Genomic DNA, 18865 nt, shown 5'->3' with positions numbered 1-18865 from the left:
TCCGATTCCATACAATCACTCGCTTGCACGGGAGGAGGAGTGTGGAAACGCTATCTTCCTGATCGCCAAGGTCGACGGTGACGACGTCCGTTATGAGAAACACAGGATGCGATGAGGTCATGAGCCAGCACGAACCTTCGCCTGTCGAGACGAGTGGCAATAGCTTGCTCTACTTTGTCGTCGGGGTGCTGTGTGCAGCGGTTTTGTTGGGGATCTATTTCGTTCGGCTCAATGCCCAGGTTGACCAGCAACGCATGCAGGAAACCGAACGCCTGCTGCTCTGCCGCCAGGCTGAAAGCCTGACCCCGAGCGGGCTGGACAAACCCGACGGGTGTAAATACGTGAGGGAGCGTGCATCCGCGCCCCAATAAGCGATTATTCCGTCCGGACATAAGTACCGGTACGCGGTCCGGAGCGAGCTCTATGGCACGGTGCGCGTATTGCTTGAAGAAGCCAGGACATGCCCCTTGAAGAGCAAGCGGCACTGGATGAATTGCGAGCCCGGATCGAGGCAATTCTGCTGGTTAATAACCTGATAGTTATTAAGGAATAAGCGGCGGAAGTTTGTCTAACTTGCACCAAAAAGTGGCACTAAAACTCCCCGTCGCCCTAAAAAACATGTGGTTATTGAATGACTTAGCGCTGTTTTAATCCGACGAAAGGTGCGAAATAATCTTGTTACAAGATTTCTCAATCGGTATTATTGCCCCGCGTTCACCTCCCACGGTTTATGCATTTTTAAATCCCAAGTTTCCATCAGCTACTTGGGATTTTTTTTGCCCGTCATTTGATGGGTATTGCAGCGTTACTCTTCAACCTACACGTCGAGGCTAACGCCGAACCTGTGGCGAGGGGGCTTATCTAAGCACCCGCACAGTTGCTTTTTGTAGCCGCAGCCGATCACCTGTAGCCGCTGGCGCAGCCTGCGATCGGCTGCGCAGCAGTCGCCAGGATCTTGAAACCGCCGAAGGTCCTTCGGCCCTTATCGCAGCCTCGTGCCTCGACAGCGGCTACAGAGGATGTGCCGATCACCTGTAGCCGCTGGCGCAGCCTGCGATCGGCTGCGCAGCAGTCGTCAGTCTCTTGAATCCGCCGAAGGTCCTTCGGCCCTTATCGCAGCCTCGTGCCTCGGCAGCGGCTACAGAGGATGTGCCGATACCTGTAGCCGCTGGCGCAGCCTGCGATCGGCTGCGCAGCAGTCGTCAGTCTCTTGAAACCGCTGAAGGTCCTTCGGCCCTTATCGCAGCCTCGTGCCTCGACAGCGGCTACAGAGGATGTGCCGATCACCTGTAGCCGCTGGCGCAGCCTGCGATCGGCTGCGCAGCAGTCGTCAGTCTCTTGAAACCGCTGAAGGTCCTTCGGCCCTTATCGCAGCCTCGTGCCTCGGCAGCGGCTACAGAGGATGTGCCGATACCTGTAGCCGCTGGCGCAGCCTGCGATCGGCTGCGCAGCAGTCGTCAGGTTCTTGAAACCGCTGAAGGTCCTTCGGCCCTTATCGCAGCCTCGTGCCTCGGCAGCGGCTACAACGGGCCAACTGTATGGCTGGACAGGGCTCTTGCCTGATGACGCGCAAGACGGTATCTACAGGACAACCGAACGCCAATCCGTCCAGACCCCCATACTACTCAGGGCTGCAAACGCCGTACCGTCCAGCCCGTGTCGCTGCGGTCATACCGCAACCGCTCATGCAACCGTTCCTGGCCATTCCCCCAAAACTCCAACGACTCTAGCCGCAGCTCAAACACACAATATCCCTCAGGACGCGGTAGCGGGCCTTGAACGTCGGCCAGCGCCCTGGCGGCGTCGCGCATGGTCTGTACATCCGTCAGTTCGTCACTCTGGCGCGACACCGATGACATCGGATGCGTGGCATAAGGGCGCTTCAACCACGCCTCATCAGCCTTGGCATCCGGCAAGCGCACGGCCAGGCCGTTGAGGATGATCTGCTGACTGGTTTCACGCCAATACAACACCCCCGAGGCCCACGGGTTATGCGCCAGTTCACGGCCTTTCTGGCTGCCGGCGTGGGTGCTGAACAGCACTCCGGTGTCGCTGATTTCACTGATCACCACGATGCGCGTAGAGGGCCGGCCCTGGCCGTCAGCCGTGGCCAGCGCCAGCGCCTTGGGTTCGCGGATGCCCACGCGCCGCGCGCGCTCCAGCCAGTTGTGCAGCACGCTCATGGGATTGGCGGGCAGCGACTGGTACTCGGGGAACGGCGCATCCAGTGTGCCGGTAAGGGATTCCGACATGCCTTTACCCAACAGCGGCTTGCCTTGTACTGAACTGTTCATAGAACGATGGTCCCCCGCCCGAACGTGACGCCATTGCCTGATACTTCAACTCGCGTCAGTTGATCGGCGCAGCCTTCAGCCCTGGCGAACATGAGTGAAGGGCGGCCGATTTCCACGCCCTGGAGAATCTCGACCTGCTGGCCGAATTCGACCTGGCCATGACGCGCCAGATGAATCGCCAAGGGCCCGGCAGCGGAACCCGTGGCTGCATCCTCGACCACGCCATAGGCCGGCGAGAACATCCGGCTGCGCCAACGTCGTCCCGCGCCGGCAAAACAGTTGATGGCCATATCGTGGAAGCTGGACAGGGCACGGTGGTCGGGGTGCAGGGCCGACAATGCTTCGATGCTCGGCAGGCCGACAAACACATGGCGCGGGCCGTTGTGATAGATCTCGATGGGAAAGGTCGAGCCGCTGATACCCAAAGCCTTGAGCAATTCGGCGTCGCGCCCCAGGGCCGTCCAGGTGGGTATCGGCTGGTCCATGCTGGCGGCGATGACGCTGCCGTTCTGGCGCTCCAGTTCAAAGGCGATGGTGCCCATCCGGGTTTCCAGGTACAGCCGGTGATTGTCGGTGTGTGCACCCAAAGCAATGGCTGTACCCAACAAAGGGTGTCCGGCGAAAGGCAATTCGTTGACCGGGGTGAAAATCCGGATCAGCGCATCGCCGCCGTTACGTGGTTTGAGCACGAAGGTGGTTTCCGACAGGTTCATCTCCCGGGCGATGCGCTGCATTTGCGGGCCCGGCAAGTCATCGGCGTCAAAGAACACCGCGACCGGATTGCCTTCCAGCGGGACGCTGGCAAAGGCGTCGATGATCACGTATTTGTGCATGGTTATCTCCCGGCGGCCGAAGCGTTGCTGTCGACAGGTGTGTGGATGAGGGCGTGGCGCAGCAGGTCGGCGATGATGCGCGGGCCTTCCTGGGTCAGCAGTGACTCGGCATGAAACTGCATGGAGGCAAACGACGGTCCACGCAGGGCATGCACCTCGCCGGTCTCGCTGTCGCGGCTGATTTCGACGGTGCCAATGCCGTTGATGTCCAGGTGGTCACTCGAACTCCTGGCGGCGAAGGTGTTGTAGAAACCCACCCGTTCGGCGCTGCCAAACAGGTCGATTTGTTTTTGCACTCCCTGGTTGGGAATGGTTTTACGCTGCAGTTCCAGGCCCAGGCACAGGCTCAGCACCTGATGACTCAGGCACACCGCAAGGAATGGCCGCTGCTGGCTGAGCAAGGAACGGATGGCCACGTGCAGATGGTCGATCTTTGGCTGATGGACGTCACTTGGGTTACCGGGTCCGGGACCCATGATCACCAGGTCGTAGCCGTCAAAGCTGTAGTCGTCGCTGAAGCTGCACACTGTCACCACCAGGCCCAGGGCCCGCAGTTGCTTGGCGATCATCGAGGTGAAGGTGTCTTCGGCGTCGACGATCAGCACCTGGCGCCCACTGAAGTCGGCCTGGGTCTGTTGCCGCTGCTGGCTGTCCATCAACCAGAAGTCCGAGACGTAGGCATTGCGGCTGGCCAAGGCGGCACGCACTTGCAGGTGGCTGCCGAAGCGCGAAGGCGCCTGGTTTTTCAGTGCGGCAATCAGGCCGGCGGCCTTGGCCCGGCTTTCGGCAGCCTCGGTCATCGGTTCGGAATGGCGCACGATGGTCGAGCCCACGCTGATCCGTACCTGGCCGCTGTTATCGATGTCGGCGGTGCGAATCAGGATCGCCGAGTCCAGCGAGCGTCCGCCCTTGCCATCGCTGCCGATCAGCGCGGCCATGCCGCTGTAGTACGCGCGGCCTTGCGGCTCATAGCGCTGGATCACCCGGCAGGCGCTTTCCAGCGGGCTGCCGGTGACGGTGGGGGCGAACAGGGTTTCACGCAGGATTTCGCGCACATCGCGCCGGGTCTTGCCTTCGATGAAGTACTCGGTGTGGGCCAGGTGCGCCATTTCCTTGAGGTAGGGGCCGAGGACGTGGCCGCCGTCTTCACAAATGCGCGCCATCATTTTCAGCTCTTCATCCACCACCATGTACAGCTCGTCGGCCTCCTTGCGGTCGGCCAAAAACTCCATGACCTCCGTCAGGTTAGGGCCGGCGGGTGGGTAGCGGTAAGTGCCGCTGATGGGGTTCATCACCGCGAGCCCATCCTTGACGCTGATGTGGCGCTCTGGGGATGCCCCGACGAAGGTGCGGTTGCCGGTGTGGATAATGAAGGTCCAGTAGACACCTTTCTCCCGTTCCAGCAGATGACGAAAGAACGACAGCGCACTGGCCGGGCCGTACTCGCTGATCTCGGCCAGAAAAGTGCGCTTGATCACGAAGTTGGCGCCTTCACCTGAGCCGATTTCGTTGGCGATCACCTGGCTGACGATCTCGGCGTAACTCGCGTCGCTGAGGTCGAAGCGTTCGCTGTTCAACTGGATCGGCACGTTGGGCAGCAACTCCAGCAATTGCTCGATGCCGATGCAGTGCTGCTCGGTGATTTTCATCGCCAGCAGCGGCGACTGATCGTCTACCGCCTCGAAGCCGCGTTCGGCGATCTGGCGGTAGGGAATCAGCGTCAGTACATCCAGGCGCGGCGCGCCGATCGAGGTGGCAGGCAAGTCGATATCGGCCAGGACCTGTGGCTCAGACATTTCCCCAATCAGCACATCCAGCAGGCCGGGCCCGCTGGACTCCGGGCGGTACAACAGGGCAAACGGCTCGGGAGCCGGTTGCAGGATGCGCTGCATGAGATGGGCGGCGGCTTGGCTCATGACACCACCTCGTCGGTGGTGATGACCATGGCGCAACGGCTGGCGGCGTATTCGATGGCCATCCAGTGGTGCGCCTTGCTGAAGTCGGCGATGGCGTCGGCAACGAGGAAGGGCTGGATATCGTTGGAGTAGGCATCCACGGTGGAAATCAGTACCCCGACATGGGCGTACACCCCGCAGAGGATCAATTGATCGCGCTCGCTGGCGCGCATGCGCTCCAGCAGGTCGGAGTTGAAGAACGCGCTGTAGCGCCACTTGGTCAGCAGCCAGTCACCGGGCTTGGGCGTCAAGGCGTCGACCACCTCACGGTCGGTCGGGCTGGCCTTCATGCCGGGGCCCCAGAAATCCTTGAGCAGCCCGCGTTGCTCCTCGTTCATGCTGCCCGGTTGGGCGGTGTAGGCCACTGGCACGCCGTTGTCGGCTGCCCACTGGCGAATGCGCGCGGCATTGCTCACCACTTCTTCACGCAAGGCGTCGGGCAAGGGCCGCAGGAAGTAGCGCTGCATGTCATGCACCAGCAGCACGGCGCGCTCGGGGTCGATGCTCCATTGCGCGAGATTGGCGGGCAGGTCGTGGGAAGTAGGCAGGGCGTAAGGGACGATCGATGGAATGCCGGTCATGGCGACAAACTCCAGTCAAAGGGAAGCAGGGGTGGAAGAGGGCAGGTTTTTCCAGGCCATCACCGCGGTAATGGCCTGCCAGGGATTCAGGCGCGGATCGCACAGGCTTTTGTAGTGGCTGGCAACCTGGGTCAGGCTGGCGGTATCTGAAGCGCACTCACTGACGTCATCGGGAGTGGTTTCCAGGTGCAGGCCGGCGGCCACGCCCCCGGCCGAGGTCACGGCATACTTGAAGGCAGTGATTTCCTCGGTGATGGTCTGCACCATGCGGGTCTTGTTGCCGCAGGGCGCGACGATGGTGTTGCCGTGCATCGGGTCGCTCAGCCAGATGATCTTGTGGCCGGCATGGCGCACCGCTTCAACCAGCGGTGGCAGGCGATCGGCGACCTTGTGGGCGCCCATGCGGGCAATCAGGGTCAGCCGTCCGGGTTCGCGCTTGGGGTCAAGGCGCTCGCACAGGCTCAGCAACTGGTCCTGGGTGATGTCGGGGCCGACCTTGCAGGCCACCGGGTTGAGCACTTCGCTGAGTAGCGCTACGTGCGCACCCGTCAACTGACGGGTGCGCTCGCCGATCCATGGCCAGTGGGTCGAACCGAGAAATACCCGGCCCTGTTCGTCCCGGCGCAGTTGTGGCAATTCGTAGTCGAGCACCAGCATTTCATGGCTGGTCCAGGCCGGTGAGTCGCTGAGTTGCTCCTGACCTGCCGGCTCTTTCCAGCCCAGGTGGTGCATGATGTCCTGCGCGGCGCGATAGCCTCGAACCAGGCGTTGGGCATCATGCTGGCGATGGCCGCAGACGGCCTCGCGGCCATTGACCATGTCGCCGCGATACACCGGCAATTCGACATCGCCGATGCGTTCGCTATTGTTGGAACGGGGCTTGGCAAACTGCCCGGCAATCCGTCCCACCCGCACCACCGGTTGCTGGGTCACCAGCCGGAACGCGCCGGCCAGGATGTCCAGTACCGCGGCTTTGCGGGCCACATGCCTGGGAGCGCTTTCATCCATGTCCTCGGCGCAGTCACCGGACTGGATGATCATTGCTTCGCCTGCTGCCACACGCGCCAACGTAGCGCGTAGCACCAGGATGTCCTCTGCTCGAATCAGTGACGCGCTGTCCCTTAGGTAGGCCTGCGCGTCATGTAATTGTGAGGGCTCGCTCCATTGAGGCTGCTGGAACGCTTCGCAACTTAGAACCCGTCTCAGTAAGTCTTCCATGATGCGATCACTCTCCCGAGGGATTAAGTAGGAATGCCTTCACGCTTGATTTGCGGTACCGCAATACCCAGGGCGCGTAGTTGTTGAAAGACGTTCATGAACTCGCGATTGCGTTTTACTTTGCCGTCTTCCAGCTCGAAGGAGTGCAGGAAGTGGTTCTCGTAATAGCCTTCCGGGTAACCAGGGAAGAGGATCTTGCCGTGGCCGTCGCACTCCACCCAGATATGATTGGGATCGTCGGTTTCAAATACCTTGACGTTGTACCACTCCCAGTCAGGGAAGCACTTGAGTGACCAAACAGCATGTTCGGCCAACTTGGCTTTGCCACTGATTACAATGGGCGCACCGGTGTCGGTGGTCCATAAGCCGCCTGAACCGTCTTCGGTAAACAGTTCATGACGGCGCAGGCGGTCCTTGCCTTTGGTACGCATGTACTGCTCGACCGTGGCGCGGTTCTTGCGGCGAAGTTCAGTGGTGTCACGAGTGGCTAGTTGTAGCGCTGCGCTATTAGGCATGCTCAATCTCCAATGGATAAAGGGGCTTATGAGGCGGGAATACCTTCACGCTTGATCTTTGGAACAGGGATGCCCAAGGCGCGAAGTTGTTCGAAGGGGTTCATGAATTCACGGTTTTGCGTGATCTTGCCGTTGTCCAGTTCAAAGGAGTGGATGTAATGGTTTTCGCAATAACCCTCCGGGTAGCCGGGCACCAGGGACTTGCCGCGGCCGTCGCTTTCCACCCAGAAGTGGTTGGGATTGTCGGTTTCAAACACCCGGACGTTGTGCCATTGCCAGTCTGGAAAGCACTTCTCCAGCCAGACACCGAGGGCGGCCAGCTTCGGGTGGCCTTTAAACATAAGGGGTTCACCGGTCTCGGTGTTCCAGGAGCCGCCACTGCCATCCTGCGTGAACAGCTCATGGCGCCGCAGGCGATCTTTGCCGTTAGTGCGCATGTACTGTTCGACGGTGGCCCGATTTTTTTGGCGAAGTTCAAGATGATCGTTAAAGCCGCTAGGGGAAAGCGAGGCAGGCATGGGCAATATCCTCCTTAGTTGAATTGGGATTTTCGAATATCAAGTGAATATTTAGTTAATTGACCTGGGTCAATATTTACAGTTTTTAACTATTGCGCCTTCGTGGCGGTGTTGAGTGGGTGTTGTTTATACACCTGCATTTCTTGAGGTTGGAACTACCAGATCTTGTAGTGATTCGGGCATGAGTGGGTGAGCAGCAGCCCGTGGGGCGAACTGTTGCATTAGTGTGAAGAGGTAGGTTCATTCGTCGGCTGAGAGGAGGTAATGGCCCACTAATATCGCCCAAGGGCAATGGCCTATGGCTAGTTAGTTGGATTGGACGCAAGAAATACAGTGTGAGCGCGAAGCAGTCTATGACGGTGTGGTTTTGTGTGTTGACATGAGTTCAGGTTGGTCTAGTCTCACGTCCTGTTTCCAACTTTAGTGGTGTTCAAAATGGAATTAGGGCAACTGTTGGGATGGGATGCTTATTTTTACAGTATCTTTGCGCAAACCATGAACATGCAGGAGTTTACTGTTGTCGCGTTGAGGGCATTGCGTGAACTGCGGTTTGACTTTTTTGCCTACGGCATGTGCAGCGTGACCCCGTTCATGCGGCCCAGGACATATATGTACAGTAATTATCCCGAGGAGTGGGTGCAGCGATATCAGGCGGCTAATTACGCGGTGATAGACCCTACGGTGAAGCACAGCAAAGTCTCGTCGGCGCCCATTTTGTGGAGCAATGAACTGTTCCGGGGGTGCCCTGATCTGTGGTCTGAAGCCAACGATTCGAATTTGTGCCACGGCCTGGCACAACCCTCGTTCAATACCCAGGGGCGAGTCGGGGTGTTAAGCCTGGCGCGCAAGGACACCATCATCAGCCTTCAGGAGTTCGAGGCGTTGAAGCCGGTGACCAAAGCGTTTGCTGCAGCGGCCCACGAGAAAATTTCCGAGCTGGAGAGTGACGTACGTGTCTTCAATACGAATGTGGAATTCAGTGGGCGCGAATGTGATGTGTTGCGCTGGACGGCCGACGGCAAGACCTCGGAGGAGATCGGGGTGATCATGGGGGTGTGCACCGATACCGTGAATTACCATCACCGCAACATCCAACGCAAAATCGGCGCCAGCAACCGCGTACAGGCAGTGTCTTACGCCGTCGCGCTGGGCTATATCTGAGGGTCATCCATTACTGACGAGTCGGCCGCAAGGACGACTCGGTCGGTATCAAGCCGTCTCTTTCAACCATGCACGGGACATGAAGGCTGAAGGTGCGAGGGCGTTGCGGTGGTGCTCACGGTGGGCCGAGAGTTTGATGGCGAGGACTTTTTCATCCTGGTGCACGGTAACCGGCCCCAGTCGTTCGTAGTTGACCCCGTTGATCTTGTAATAGCGCTCCATCGTGCTGTTGACGATCCCGACGATGGTATCGGCACCCGCCAGGCTGGCGGTCTTGAGGCTTCGCCAGAACAACGGCATCGCCAATTGCGGCTCGCGGGTGGTGAAACGCGTCATTTCCCAGATGGTTGGATGCTTGGGCGGCGCCCCTGCGCAGGTATGGCTGAAGACCCCTTCAAGCAAGTTGGGGAGCGTGGTAGGTATCAGGCGGGCGCAGCCAACAATGGCACACTGTTCATTGAAGGCCAGGAGGTAGCGGGCGTGCTCAGTGTCGTATTGATCCCATTCACAGCCGGCCTGGTGCGGATGGGCCGGCAGTCGCCACCCGAGTTTCTCGACGAACTGTTCGTGCCGAAAGCGACCTAGCATGAGTTTCAGTTCGTCGCTCATTGTGCTCAGCGTGTGCTCTTCCATGTGCATGGCTGGGGTTTCCTTGGGGCTGGGGGAAGTGCGGGTTTTTATAGAGGACTTGTACAGGCTTGGCACCTACAAGATCTGGTAGGGTGAGTTGGCATGACCTTCGCTCGTTTTTACAGGGTGTTTGTAGCCTGTACCTTGATGAGACATAAGCCCATGGACCTGAGCCTTCGCCCGCCCATCGCCTCTGATTATGAGGTCATTGCCCACTGGCTGCCGGATGCCGCGGCTTGTCTGCGTTGGGCCGGTGATCGATTGGCTTTTCCGTTTCTGCCCCATGAACTGGCTGATCGCTTGCCGATTGGCGATAGTCAAAGCGTTTGCCTGGCAATGGGGTCGGGACCGCCTGTGGCTTTTGCCCAGTTCTGGACCGTCACCACCGGCAGTGTGCATCTGGGACGAATCATCGTCGCTGCGTCTGTTCGCGGGCAGGGGATAGGCGAGGTGCTGGTACGTCAGTTGATCAGTGCAGCGATTGAGGGCACGGGGGCTGTGCGTTTGACCTTGCGGGTGTACCGCGACAACCACGCGGCGATTGCGTTGTACCGCAAGTTCGGGTTTGTGACGCTGGATGCGCAATCCAACGCCCAGGTGTTGTTTATGCAGGCTGATGCGCCTATAGCCGCCGCAAAAACGACCTGACAATCTGCCTGGTGGCTTGGGTCGTGTCCAACTGCTCCAGCGTGGTGTAGGGAAGCCAATGGCACTCGATGATCTCATTGAGCGGCCGGGCCTCGTCGATATTCACCACCGACGCCTCGAACACGTGATGCACGGTGTTGTCCGCCTTCAGCTCCTGCAGGTACAGCAAACCGTCGACGTTTAACCCGGTTTCCTCTTCCAGCTCCCGGGCTGCCGCGCCTGCTGGCCGCTCGTCACGTTCGACCTTGCCCCCCGGCAGCGCCCATTTTGATCTGGCCTTGCGCACGAACAGGATGTGGCCGTTGTGTGCGCAAATGACCGTGGCTCGTATCTTCATCGGATGTACCCCCGCGGTCGGATGACTGTCATAAAAGTGTAATACAAATGTCATGCTGGGTCTTCGCCTCGCAGACTGGAGGGCCGGCAGGAAAACGCAGATACTGCTCGACTGAAAAGTACACATGAAGAGGGATACCGATGAACACCGTACGCTGGGGCATGATCGGCTGTGGCAGTGTCACTGAATTGAAGAGTGGCCCGGCCTTCTACAAAGCGCCAGGTTCTGCCTTGGTAGCCGTAATGGGGCGTCGCGAGGCAGCCGTGCACGACTATGCAGCTCGTCATGGCATTGCCCGGTTTTACACCGACGCCCAAGCGTTGATCGATGATCCTGAAGTGGACGCGGTCTACATCGCCACACCGCCCGACAGCCACCTTGAGTACAGCCTGATGGTGGCGGCGGCAGGCAAGCATTGCTGCGTTGAAAAACCCATGTCGTTGAACGCCGGGCAAAGTGAGCTGATGCAGCGCACATTCGAGCAGGCGGGGCTGCATTTGTTTGTGTCTTATTACCGGCGTTCCCTGCCACGCTTCCAGCAGGTGCGTGATTGGTTGCAGGCCGGGCAGATTGGCGAGTTGCGTCACCTGACCTGGACCTTGTGCAAGCCGCCATCATCGGCGGATGAGCGTGCTGACAACTGGCGTACCGATCCGTTGGTGGCCGGCGGTGGGTACTTTGCTGATTTGGCCAGTCATGGCTTTGACCTGTTCCAGTACCTGGCGGGGGACATTGTCGAGGTGGCCGGTTTTACGGCTCATCAGGCGGGGCGTTATGCGGCGGAAGATGCGGTGACCGCCAGTTGGCGCTTTGCTTCGGGAGCGCTGGGGATGGGCTGCTGGAACTTTGTCGCGGATCGTCGCGAGGACCGTGTCGAGTTGATTGGCAGTCAGGGGCGCATAACGTTCTCGGTGTTTGATGAGCATCCCTTGCGGCTTGAGGGAAAGGTCAACCTGAGCCTCGAGGTGCCTAATCATGAGCATATCCAGTGGCATCACGTACTGGGGATGAATGCGCATATTCGCGGAGAGGGGAAGCATCCTGCGATGGCGATCGAGGCGTTGAAAACGGATCAGCTCATGGACCAGGTGCTGCAGCGCAACCTTCATCGATAACGGCAGAACACTTTTTTCAAGGAATAGACGGATGAAATACAGAGCAGCCTGGATTGCCGTGTGGCTGGTGTTGGCGAGTTTGGCCACGGGGGCTGCGGCAGCCTCTCGGCAGCAGGGGCAGGCGGGGGATTTTGATTTTTATGTGTTGTCACTGTCCTGGTCGCCGACCTTCTGCCTGACCCATCCGGAAGATCAGCAGTGTTCAGGTAAAGGTTACGGGTTTGTGCTGCATGGCTTGTGGCCGCAGTACGCACGGGGTGGCTGGCCGGCATCCTGCACACCGCAATCAAGGTTGTCGGCTGAGGAGTTGGCCAAGGGCGCGACGCTGTTCCCTTCGCAGAAGCTGCTCAAACACGAGTGGTCCAAACATGGCACTTGCAGTGGCCTCGAGGCGTCGTCCTATCTGGACAAGGCCGACGCCGCGCTGGGCAGGGTCAATATCCCGGAGCAGTTGCAACCGTTTAATGTTCCGAATTCGCTCGATGTCCAGGACATCGAGACGCTGTTTCGCCAGAGCAACCCAGCCATGCGGAGTCACGGGCTGGCGGTGATCTGCAAGGGCAAAGTGTTGTCGGAGGTGCGGGTGTGCTTGAGCAAGGACCTGGAATTCGCCGGTTGCCCAAGGAGTGTCAAGAGTCAGTGCCGTGGTGGGGACATTCGGATTCCGACGCAGCGCTGAGCAAACCGCCGGCGCTTCAAAACGTCGGCGGTGTAATCACCCAGATCACCACCGTATCCGCCTTGCCGGGGTTGCCATAACGGTGAGGTTCACTGCTGGGAAAACTGAAACTGTCGCCTTCATCCAGTTGGAAATGCCGCTCGCTCACCCACAACTCAAAACGTCCGCTCAACACATAGCCGGCTTCTTCGCCTTCATGGCTGTAGCTTTGCTGGCTATAGGTCCCCGGCGGGAAGCATGAGTGCAGCATTTCCAGTTGATGGTTGGGCAGGGGGGTCAGCAACTGATCGACGATGCCGTCTTCATAGCGAATGCTCTGGCGATTGTGTTTGCGCACCACGTAACCTTCGTCGTTCGGCGCCGCAATGGTTTCGCTGGCGAAGAACCACTGGATGGTCACCCCCAGGCTGCGGGCGATATTGAACAGGGCCGGGATCGATGGGTAGGCGAGGTTGCGTTCCAACTGGCTGATGTAGCCCGCAGTCAGGTCACTCATATCCGCCAAGGCGGTCAGCGTCATCCCGCGCGCCTTGCGCAAGCCACGGATCCGTGTGCCCAGGAACAGTTGCTGAGGTTCGTCTTTAGCCATTCATATTTCCCATGCCACCTTGAGTCCTTCATAAATCGCCTCTTCGGCGGTGCGCGGTGCCAGGCAGTCGCCGATGCGCCGAAATTCCACCCAACCTTCCAGTTCAGCGCCGAGAGTATCCACCGGCTGGTGCCCTTGGCAAAGCACCAGGGTGTCGATATTTTCCAGTAGCATCGGCTCGCCGCTGGCGGTGTGTTGCAGGTAGACAGTGGTGTCATCGCAGCCATACAGCCGGGCGTAAGGGATGATCGGGATGCCCAGGCGGTGCAGCTCGCCGGCCAGTTGATCACGTACGTACAACGGCAGATTCTCCCCGCAATGAGTGCCGTTGACCGCCAGTTGCACCGTGTGACCTGCGCGTACCAGGCGTTCGGCGATGCCCGGTCCGATCCAGTCGCAGCGCCAATCGACCACTACCACTGAGCGGCCCAGCGGGACCTCATCGCGCAACACCTGCCAGGCATCCACCACCTGCAACTCGCCACCGCGTTCGAAGGTCGGCCAGTAAGGCTCGGCGCCGGTGGCGATGATCACCAGGTCGGGTTGCTCCTGTTCCACCAGCGCACGGTCGACACGGGTATTGCGCACCACCCGCACCCCGGCCAATGCCATCTCGCGCTGCAGGTTAGTGCTGGCGCCGCCGAATTCGCTGCGCCGTGGCAGCAACTGCGCCAGTAACACCTGCCCGCCGAGTTGCGCACAGGCTTCATACAAGGTGACGTCATGCCCTCGTTGCGCTGCCACTGCCGCCGCTTTCATCCCCGCCGGGCCGCCACCGGCCACCAGAATGCGCTTGCGTCGCGAAGTGTGCTGCAGATGGCCGAATTGCAATTCCCGCCCGGTTTCAGGGTGCTGGATGCACGAGATGGGCAGCCCCTTGTGGAAATGACCGATGCAGGCCTGATTGCAGGCAATGCAGGCCCGCACATCCTCGGCGTGTCCGGTGTGGGTCTTGTTGGGCATTTGCGGGTCGCAGATCAGCGCACGGGTCATGCCGCAGACATCGGCTTGTCCCCGGGCCAGCATCAGTTCGGCTTCCTGGGGCTGGTTGATCCGCCCGGTGACAAACAACGGAATCGACAGGCTGGCCTTGAACGTCGCACCTTCTGCGGCCAGGTACGCCGGGGCGATCGCCATGGGCGGCACGATGTGGATCGCACCGCCAAGGGACGCGGAAGTGCCGGCGACGATGTGCACATAGTCGAGTTGCGCTTGCAGGCTTTGCACGGCGGGCAGCGACTCGTCCTCGGTCAAGCCTTCAGGGTCGCGCTCATCGGCAGAAATACGCAGGCCGATGATGAAGTGCTCATCGGTTTCGGCACGCACGGCGGCGATGATTTCCCGCAGGAAACGCAGCCGCTGATCCAGCTCGCCGTTGTAGTCGTCGGTGCGGCGATTGACCCGGGGATTGAGAAACTGCGCCGGCAGATACCCATGGCTGGCGACCACTTCCACGCCGTCGATCCCGGCCTGATACAGACGCCTGGCGGCTGCGCCGTAACCCGCGACAATCTCATCGATCATCGGCTGATCAAGGGCCCGGGGCATCACCCGGAACCGCTCATTAGGCACCCCGGACGCCGAGTAGGCCACCGCCAGCAACCCGTCGGCCGACTCCATGATTTCCCGTCCGGGATGGAAGATTTGTGACAGCACCACGGTGCCATGGGCGTGGCAGGTCTCGGCCAGTGTTCGGTAACCCTCAATGCAGCTGTCGTCGGTGGCCATCAGCACGTGGGAGGTATAGCGGGCACTGTCGTGGACGCCCGCGACCTGCAACACAATCAGCCCGACACCGCCTTCGGCCCGTGCCCGGTGATAAGCGATCAGCTGTGCATTCACCCGATTATCGGTGGGCATCGAGGTGTCATGCCCGCTGGACATGATGCGGTTTTTCAGGTGCTTGCCCCGCAGCGAAAGCGGTTCAAACAGGTGCGCGAAAGCCGGGTGCGACATGGTGCGGATACTCCAGGCGCTGTTATTGTTATTTTTCTATAAAGAGGTCAGTGCCAGTAAAAAATCAACTTGTTTTTTTACTGGTGCCTGGATTAGCGTCGGCCATCCCCCAACCCCATGGAGCATAAAAATGACTCACTCCACCGAGCAAAAACTGCGCGAAGAGCTTGCCGCTTGTTACCGGCTGATCGCGCACTTTCGAATGAGCGATCTGATCTTCACTCATGTATCGGTGCGTATTCCGGGGCCGGAGCATCACTTCCTGATCAACCCTTATGGGCTGATGTTCGATGAGATCACCGCGTCCAGCCTGGTGAAAATCGGCCTCGATGGACGCGCGGTGGAGGCTTCACCGTATGCCGTCAACCCGGCAGGTTTTGTGATTCACAGCGCCATTCACGGCGCGCGGGAAGACGCCCAATGCGTGCTGCATACCCACACGCGGGCCGGGTGCGCGGTGGCAGCGCTGGAGTGTGGATTGTTGCCGGTGAACCAGATATCCATGGAGTTCTATGGCAAGGTCGCCTACCACGACTACGAAGGCGTAGCCCTGGACCTCGACGAGCAACAACGTCTGGTTCGAGACCTGGGGGACAAGCCGGTGTTGATGTTGCGCAACCACGGTTTGCTGACCGTGGGCGAGACCGTCAGCCAGGCGTTCCTGCGCATGTATTACCTGGACAAGGCCTGTGATATTCAGATCGCCGCCCAAGCCTGCGGCAAGCTGATCCTGCCGTCGGCGGATGTATGCGAGTACACCGAACGGCAATTCAATGACCCCGGTCGGCCGTTGGAGGAGGGAGAATTGACCGACCCGGATGCCATGCAACTGGCCTGGGCCGCGTTACTGCGTTTGCTGGATCGCGTGTCGCCGGGTTTCCGGGCCTGAGAAGGTTTAATCACGGGTCGCGGTTGCTGTAGAGTCGGGCAGCCGACTCAGCCCAAGGAAATCGCTTCATGACCCAGGAATCCCGTTTCTCCCGCATGGAACCGGAGTTGCGCAAGGCCAATCTGGTCCAGGCGACGCTGGTGTGCCTCAAGCGCCATGGCTTCCAGGGGGCGTCGATCCGCAAGATCAGCGCTGAGGCCGGGGTTTCGGTGGGGCTGATCAGTCATCACTATTCCGGCAAGGATGAACTGGTGGCCGAGGCATATCGGTCCATCACCGGGCAGGTCATGGACCTGTTGCGCGAGGCCATGGCCAAGGCACCCCCCAGCCCACGGGAGCGGTTGTCGGCGTTTTTTCGCGGCTCGTTTTCCGCCGAATTGCTCGACCCGCAACTGCTGGACGCCTGGCTGGCGTTCTGGGGCGCGGTCAAGACGGCACCGGCGATCAATCAGGCTCACGAACACTCCTATGGCGAGTACCGCACCATCATGCGCTCGGCCTTGGCGGACATGGCCGAGGAGGAGGGCTGGGAGCACTTCGACTCTGACCTGGCGGCCATTGGTTTGAGTGCCTTGCTCGATGGCTTGTGGCTGGAGTCGGGGCTCAACCCTGGCACCTTTACTCCGGAACAGGGCATCCAGATTTGCGAAGCCTGGGTCGACGGCTTGCAAGCCGGTGGTCGTCAGCGCTTTCAGATCAAACCCTGAATTCTTTCGCCGCCTGGACGCAATGTTCAGGCTGGCATCCCCTTGCTAAAAAATTTGCATCTTGCCGATTGCCTCCTTGCTGAACACTCGTTTAGTATCGCCCCGTGTCGCACCCCTCAAGCCAATTAAAATAATTCGAGGATCCCATGACTACCGACGTGTCCGTGCTCACTCAGGTGCAAGCAGGCGCTGCCTGGATCACCCTCAATCGCAGTGCCCAGCGCAATGCCCTGGACATTCCGACCCTCAAGTACCTGCATGCTTTGCTTGACGGTTTCAATAGCGATCCGGCCGTGCGCGTCGTGGTGCTGACCGGCAGCGGTCGCAGCTTCTGTGCCGGCGCCGACCTCGCCGAATGGGCCGAAGCCGAGGCCCGTGGTGCCCTCGAAAGCTATGGTTGGACCGAAACGGCCCACGCCCTGATGACTCGTTTACATACCCTCGACAAGCCCACCATTGCTGCCATCAACGGCACTGCCGTCGGTGCAGGCATGGACTTGACCCTGTGCTGTGACCTGCGAATAGCCGCTCAATCGGCACGTTTCAAGGCGGGCTACACCAGCATGGCGTACTCGCCGGACGCCGGTGCCAGCTGGCATCTGCCACGCCTGATCGGCAGCGAACAAGCCAAGCGCCTGCTGTTCCTCGACGAACTGTGGAACGCCGACCGCGCGCTCGCCGCCGGGCTCGTCGGCGAAGTGGTCGCCGATGATCAATTGGTGGCCCACACCGTCGAATTGGCCACTCGCCTGGCCAACGGCCCGACCTTCGCGTTCGCCCAGACCAAAACCCTGATTCGCGAAGGTGCCCAGCGCAGCCTGCCCGAGCAGCTCCAGGCCGAACTGGCCGCAGGCTTGTTGTGCGGACGCAGCGCGGACGGTGCTGAAGCGCTGCGCGCCTCGGTGGAAAAGCGCCCAGCGAATTTCTCCGGAAGGTAGGCGCGAGCGTGCTCGCGAAGGACATCAACGATGGCACGCAGCTTCTGATTTAACGCGGTGCCCTTGCGTTTTTCGCGAGCACGCTCGCTCCTACAAAAACAACACCCCTGAACGATCAACAGGTAGCGCCATGAATTTCCAACTCAGCCAAGAACAAGACATGTTGGTGGACGCGGTACGTAGTTTTGTTGCCAAGGAATTGTTGCCCCACGAGGAGGCTGTGGACCGCGCCGATGAGGTTTCGCCGCAGCTGGCCGCGCAGATTCGTGACAAGGCCATCGCCGCCGGTTTCTATGCCTTCAACATGCCCGAGGAGGTCGGCGGTGGTGGCCTGGATTACCTGTCCCAGGCGCTGATCGAACGGGAGTTGTCCAAGGTGTCCTGGGCGTTGCATGTGTTTGTCGCAAGGCCCTCGAAAATCCTCATGGCCTGTACCGGCGCGCAGATAGGCGAGTACCTGTTGCCCTGCGTACAGGGCAAGAAAATCGACTGCTTTGCCCTCACCGAACCCGGCGCCGGTTCCGACGCCAACGCCATCAAGACCCGTGCCGTACGCAGTGGCGATGATTTTGTGCTCAACGGCAGCAAACACTTCATCAGCCATGCCGGGCATGCGGACTTCGCAATCGTATTCGCCGTTACCGACACCTACGAACACAATGGCCGCCCACGCAACGCTGTCACCTCGTTCCTGGTGGACCGCGGCACGCCCGGCATGACCATCCGCCGTGGCCCCAAGTGCGTGAGCAACCGCGGTTACCACACCTACGAAATGTTCTTCGATGACTGCCGCGTGCCGGCGTCCAAGGTCCTTGGCGAGGTGGGCAAAGGTTGGGACGTGGCCAACGCCTGGCTGACCGCCGGCCGAGTAATGGTCGCCGCCAACTGCGTCGGCCAGGCCCAGCGGGCGCTGGATGTATCGCTGCAATGGGCGGCGGACCGCAAGCAGTTCGGCCAGCCCATCGGTACCTACCAAGGCGTGTCATTCAAGCTCGCCGACATGGCCACGCAGATCCGCGCCGCCGAACTCTTGACCCTGCACACCGCCTGGAAAATGGACCAGGGCAGCATGACCGACGGCGAAGCCGGTATGGCCAAGCTGTTTGCCAGTGAAACCCTGGGCAAGGTGGCCGACGAGGCGGTACAGATTTTCGGCGGTATGGGCTTGATGGACGAAGGGCCGGTGGAGCGCATCTGGCGCAACGCGCGGATCGAGCGGATCTGGGAAGGCACCTCGGAGATCCAGCGCCATATCATCGCCCGCGAACTGTTGCGGCCCCTGTTGCGCTGATCCGGTCGGAG

The 18865-nt window shown here is 60.1% G+C and carries 20 protein-coding genes; 9 read left to right on the top strand and 11 right to left on the bottom strand.

The features are described 5' to 3' along the window. The first annotated feature begins 119 nt into the window (after nt 1-119). Nucleotides 120-371, top strand: coding sequence for a hypothetical protein (locus J7E41_RS09665; protein WP_214992113.1), 252 nt, complete (start codon nt 120-122; stop codon nt 369-371). A gap of 1254 nt (nt 372-1625) precedes the next feature. On the opposite strand, the gene phzG is transcribed toward J7E41_RS09665, so the two are convergent. Genes phzG through J7E41_RS09630 form a run of 7 tightly spaced genes read right to left on the bottom strand, consistent with a single transcriptional unit; the run spans nt 1626 to nt 7914 of the window. Beyond that, nucleotides 1626-2294, bottom strand: coding sequence for a phenazine biosynthesis FMN-dependent oxidase PhzG (phzG, locus tag J7E41_RS09660; protein ID WP_214992111.1), 669 nt, complete (start codon nt 2292-2294; stop codon nt 1626-1628). Further along, the gene (locus J7E41_RS09655) at nt 2291-3127 is read right to left on the bottom strand and encodes a PhzF family phenazine biosynthesis protein (protein ID WP_214992109.1); all 837 of its coding nucleotides are present in this window, start codon (nt 3125-3127) and stop codon (nt 2291-2293) included. Before J7E41_RS09655 ends, phzG begins: the two co-directional genes overlap by 4 nt. A 2-nt stretch (nt 3128-3129) precedes the next feature. Beyond that, nucleotides 3130-5043 (bottom strand): anthranilate synthase family protein, encoded by a 1914-nt coding sequence (locus J7E41_RS09650; protein WP_214992107.1) that lies wholly within the window; start codon nt 5041-5043, stop codon nt 3130-3132. Continuing rightward, the gene (locus J7E41_RS09645) at nt 5040-5663 is read right to left on the bottom strand and encodes an isochorismatase family protein (RefSeq protein WP_214992105.1); all 624 of its coding nucleotides are present in this window, start codon (nt 5661-5663) and stop codon (nt 5040-5042) included. Before J7E41_RS09645 ends, J7E41_RS09650 begins: the two co-directional genes overlap by 4 nt. 15 nt (nt 5664-5678) lie before the next feature. Further along, nucleotides 5679-6881 (bottom strand): 3-deoxy-7-phosphoheptulonate synthase, encoded by a 1203-nt coding sequence (locus J7E41_RS09640; protein WP_214992103.1) that lies wholly within the window; start codon nt 6879-6881, stop codon nt 5679-5681. 23 nt (nt 6882-6904) lie between these two features. Next, nucleotides 6905-7396, bottom strand: coding sequence for a PhzA/PhzB family protein (locus J7E41_RS09635; protein WP_214992101.1), 492 nt, complete (start codon nt 7394-7396; stop codon nt 6905-6907). A gap of 26 nt (nt 7397-7422) precedes the next feature. Next, the gene (locus J7E41_RS09630) at nt 7423-7914 is read right to left on the bottom strand and encodes a PhzA/PhzB family protein (protein WP_214992099.1); all 492 of its coding nucleotides are present in this window, start codon (nt 7912-7914) and stop codon (nt 7423-7425) included. A 435-nt stretch (nt 7915-8349) separates the two neighbouring features. Between J7E41_RS09630 and J7E41_RS09625 the strand changes: the two genes are divergently transcribed. Then, a complete protein-coding gene (locus tag J7E41_RS09625) occupies nt 8350-9075 on the top strand; it encodes an autoinducer binding domain-containing protein (protein ID WP_214992097.1) in 726 nt (241 codons plus the stop codon). Between the two features lie 48 nt (nt 9076-9123). On the opposite strand, the gene J7E41_RS09620 is transcribed toward J7E41_RS09625, so the two are convergent. Then, nucleotides 9124-9714: an acyl-homoserine-lactone synthase gene (locus J7E41_RS09620; protein WP_214992094.1), complete on the bottom strand. Its 591-nt coding sequence runs from the start codon at nt 9712-9714 to the stop codon at nt 9124-9126. Between the two features lie 153 nt (nt 9715-9867). On the opposite strand from J7E41_RS09620, the gene J7E41_RS09615 reads away from it, so the two are divergent. Then, nucleotides 9868-10353: a GNAT family N-acetyltransferase gene (locus J7E41_RS09615; protein ID WP_214992093.1), complete on the top strand. Its 486-nt coding sequence runs from the start codon at nt 9868-9870 to the stop codon at nt 10351-10353. Here J7E41_RS09615 and J7E41_RS09610 read toward each other — a convergent pair. Further along, the gene (locus J7E41_RS09610) at nt 10328-10690 is read right to left on the bottom strand and encodes an NUDIX hydrolase (RefSeq protein ID WP_214992091.1); all 363 of its coding nucleotides are present in this window, start codon (nt 10688-10690) and stop codon (nt 10328-10330) included. The genes J7E41_RS09615 and J7E41_RS09610 overlap by 26 nt on opposite strands. Nucleotides 10691-10830: 140 nt before the next feature. Between J7E41_RS09610 and J7E41_RS09605 the strand changes: the two genes are divergently transcribed. Then, nucleotides 10831-11805: a Gfo/Idh/MocA family protein gene (locus tag J7E41_RS09605; RefSeq protein WP_214992089.1), complete on the top strand. Its 975-nt coding sequence runs from the start codon at nt 10831-10833 to the stop codon at nt 11803-11805. 31 nt (nt 11806-11836) lie between these two features. After that, a complete protein-coding gene (locus tag J7E41_RS09600; RefSeq protein WP_214992088.1) occupies nt 11837-12484 on the top strand; it encodes a ribonuclease T2 family protein in 648 nt (215 codons plus the stop codon). A 16-nt stretch (nt 12485-12500) separates the two neighbouring features. On the opposite strand, the gene J7E41_RS09595 is transcribed toward J7E41_RS09600, so the two are convergent. Then, entirely contained in the window at nt 12501-13073 is a 573-nt protein-coding gene (locus J7E41_RS09595; RefSeq protein ID WP_214992086.1) for a helix-turn-helix domain-containing protein, read from the bottom strand. After that, nucleotides 13074-15029: an FAD-dependent oxidoreductase gene (locus tag J7E41_RS09590; protein ID WP_214992084.1), complete on the bottom strand. Its 1956-nt coding sequence runs from the start codon at nt 15027-15029 to the stop codon at nt 13074-13076. A gap of 130 nt (nt 15030-15159) precedes the next feature. Between J7E41_RS09590 and J7E41_RS09585 the strand changes: the two genes are divergently transcribed. The 4 genes from J7E41_RS09585 to J7E41_RS09570 all read left to right on the top strand — a co-directional run bounded on the left by J7E41_RS09585 (nt 15160) and on the right by J7E41_RS09570 (nt 18854). Continuing rightward, entirely contained in the window at nt 15160-15918 is a 759-nt protein-coding gene (locus tag J7E41_RS09585) for a class II aldolase/adducin family protein (RefSeq protein ID WP_214992071.1), read from the top strand. Between the two features lie 68 nt (nt 15919-15986). Beyond that, entirely contained in the window at nt 15987-16625 is a 639-nt protein-coding gene (locus tag J7E41_RS09580; protein WP_214992069.1) for a TetR family transcriptional regulator C-terminal domain-containing protein, read from the top strand. Between the two features lie 146 nt (nt 16626-16771). Next, nucleotides 16772-17563: an enoyl-CoA hydratase/isomerase family protein gene (locus tag J7E41_RS09575; protein WP_214992067.1), complete on the top strand. Its 792-nt coding sequence runs from the start codon at nt 16772-16774 to the stop codon at nt 17561-17563. Nucleotides 17564-17693: 130 nt separating this feature from the next. Next, nucleotides 17694-18854: an acyl-CoA dehydrogenase family protein gene (locus tag J7E41_RS09570; protein ID WP_214992065.1), complete on the top strand. Its 1161-nt coding sequence runs from the start codon at nt 17694-17696 to the stop codon at nt 18852-18854. The last annotated feature ends 11 nt before the right edge of the window (nt 18855-18865 follow it).

Source organism: Pseudomonas fluorescens (genome assembly GCF_018614655.1).
GTDB lineage: Bacteria > Pseudomonadota > Gammaproteobacteria > Pseudomonadales > Pseudomonadaceae > Aquipseudomonas > Aquipseudomonas fluorescens_BX.
Note: the sequence above shows the minus strand (reverse complement) of the source record. Positions and strands in the feature narration are given on the sequence as shown.

Coding starts and splice junctions, on each gene's coding strand:
- J7E41_RS09645 (WP_214992105.1), bottom strand. CDS start 5,663: ATGACCGGCATTCCATCGATCGTCCCTTACGCCCTGCCTACTTCCCAC.
- J7E41_RS09655 (WP_214992109.1), bottom strand. CDS start 3,127: ATGCACAAATACGTGATCATCGACGCCTTTGCCAGCGTCCCGCTGGAA.
- J7E41_RS09630 (WP_214992099.1), bottom strand. CDS start 7,914: ATGCCTGCCTCGCTTTCCCCTAGCGGCTTTAACGATCATCTTGAACTT.
- J7E41_RS09665 (WP_214992113.1), top strand. CDS start 120: ATGAGCCAGCACGAACCTTCGCCTGTCGAGACGAGTGGCAATAGCTTG.
- J7E41_RS09585 (WP_214992071.1), top strand. CDS start 15,160: ATGACTCACTCCACCGAGCAAAAACTGCGCGAAGAGCTTGCCGCTTGT.
- J7E41_RS09570 (WP_214992065.1), top strand. CDS start 17,694: ATGAATTTCCAACTCAGCCAAGAACAAGACATGTTGGTGGACGCGGTA.
- J7E41_RS09640 (WP_214992103.1), bottom strand. CDS start 6,881: ATGGAAGACTTACTGAGACGGGTTCTAAGTTGCGAAGCGTTCCAGCAG.
- J7E41_RS09650 (WP_214992107.1), bottom strand. CDS start 5,043: ATGAGCCAAGCCGCCGCCCATCTCATGCAGCGCATCCTGCAACCGGCT.
- J7E41_RS09600 (WP_214992088.1), top strand. CDS start 11,837: ATGAAATACAGAGCAGCCTGGATTGCCGTGTGGCTGGTGTTGGCGAGT.
- J7E41_RS09620 (WP_214992094.1), bottom strand. CDS start 9,714: ATGCACATGGAAGAGCACACGCTGAGCACAATGAGCGACGAACTGAAA.
- J7E41_RS09615 (WP_214992093.1), top strand. CDS start 9,868: ATGGACCTGAGCCTTCGCCCGCCCATCGCCTCTGATTATGAGGTCATT.
- J7E41_RS09595 (WP_214992086.1), bottom strand. CDS start 13,073: ATGGCTAAAGACGAACCTCAGCAACTGTTCCTGGGCACACGGATCCGT.
- phzG (WP_214992111.1), bottom strand. CDS start 2,294: ATGAACAGTTCAGTACAAGGCAAGCCGCTGTTGGGTAAAGGCATGTCG.
- J7E41_RS09590 (WP_214992084.1), bottom strand. CDS start 15,029: ATGTCGCACCCGGCTTTCGCGCACCTGTTTGAACCGCTTTCGCTGCGG.
- J7E41_RS09575 (WP_214992067.1), top strand. CDS start 16,772: ATGACTACCGACGTGTCCGTGCTCACTCAGGTGCAAGCAGGCGCTGCC.
- J7E41_RS09625 (WP_214992097.1), top strand. CDS start 8,350: ATGGAATTAGGGCAACTGTTGGGATGGGATGCTTATTTTTACAGTATC.
- J7E41_RS09610 (WP_214992091.1), bottom strand. CDS start 10,690: ATGAAGATACGAGCCACGGTCATTTGCGCACACAACGGCCACATCCTG.
- J7E41_RS09605 (WP_214992089.1), top strand. CDS start 10,831: ATGAACACCGTACGCTGGGGCATGATCGGCTGTGGCAGTGTCACTGAA.
- J7E41_RS09635 (WP_214992101.1), bottom strand. CDS start 7,396: ATGCCTAATAGCGCAGCGCTACAACTAGCCACTCGTGACACCACTGAA.
- J7E41_RS09580 (WP_214992069.1), top strand. CDS start 15,987: ATGACCCAGGAATCCCGTTTCTCCCGCATGGAACCGGAGTTGCGCAAG.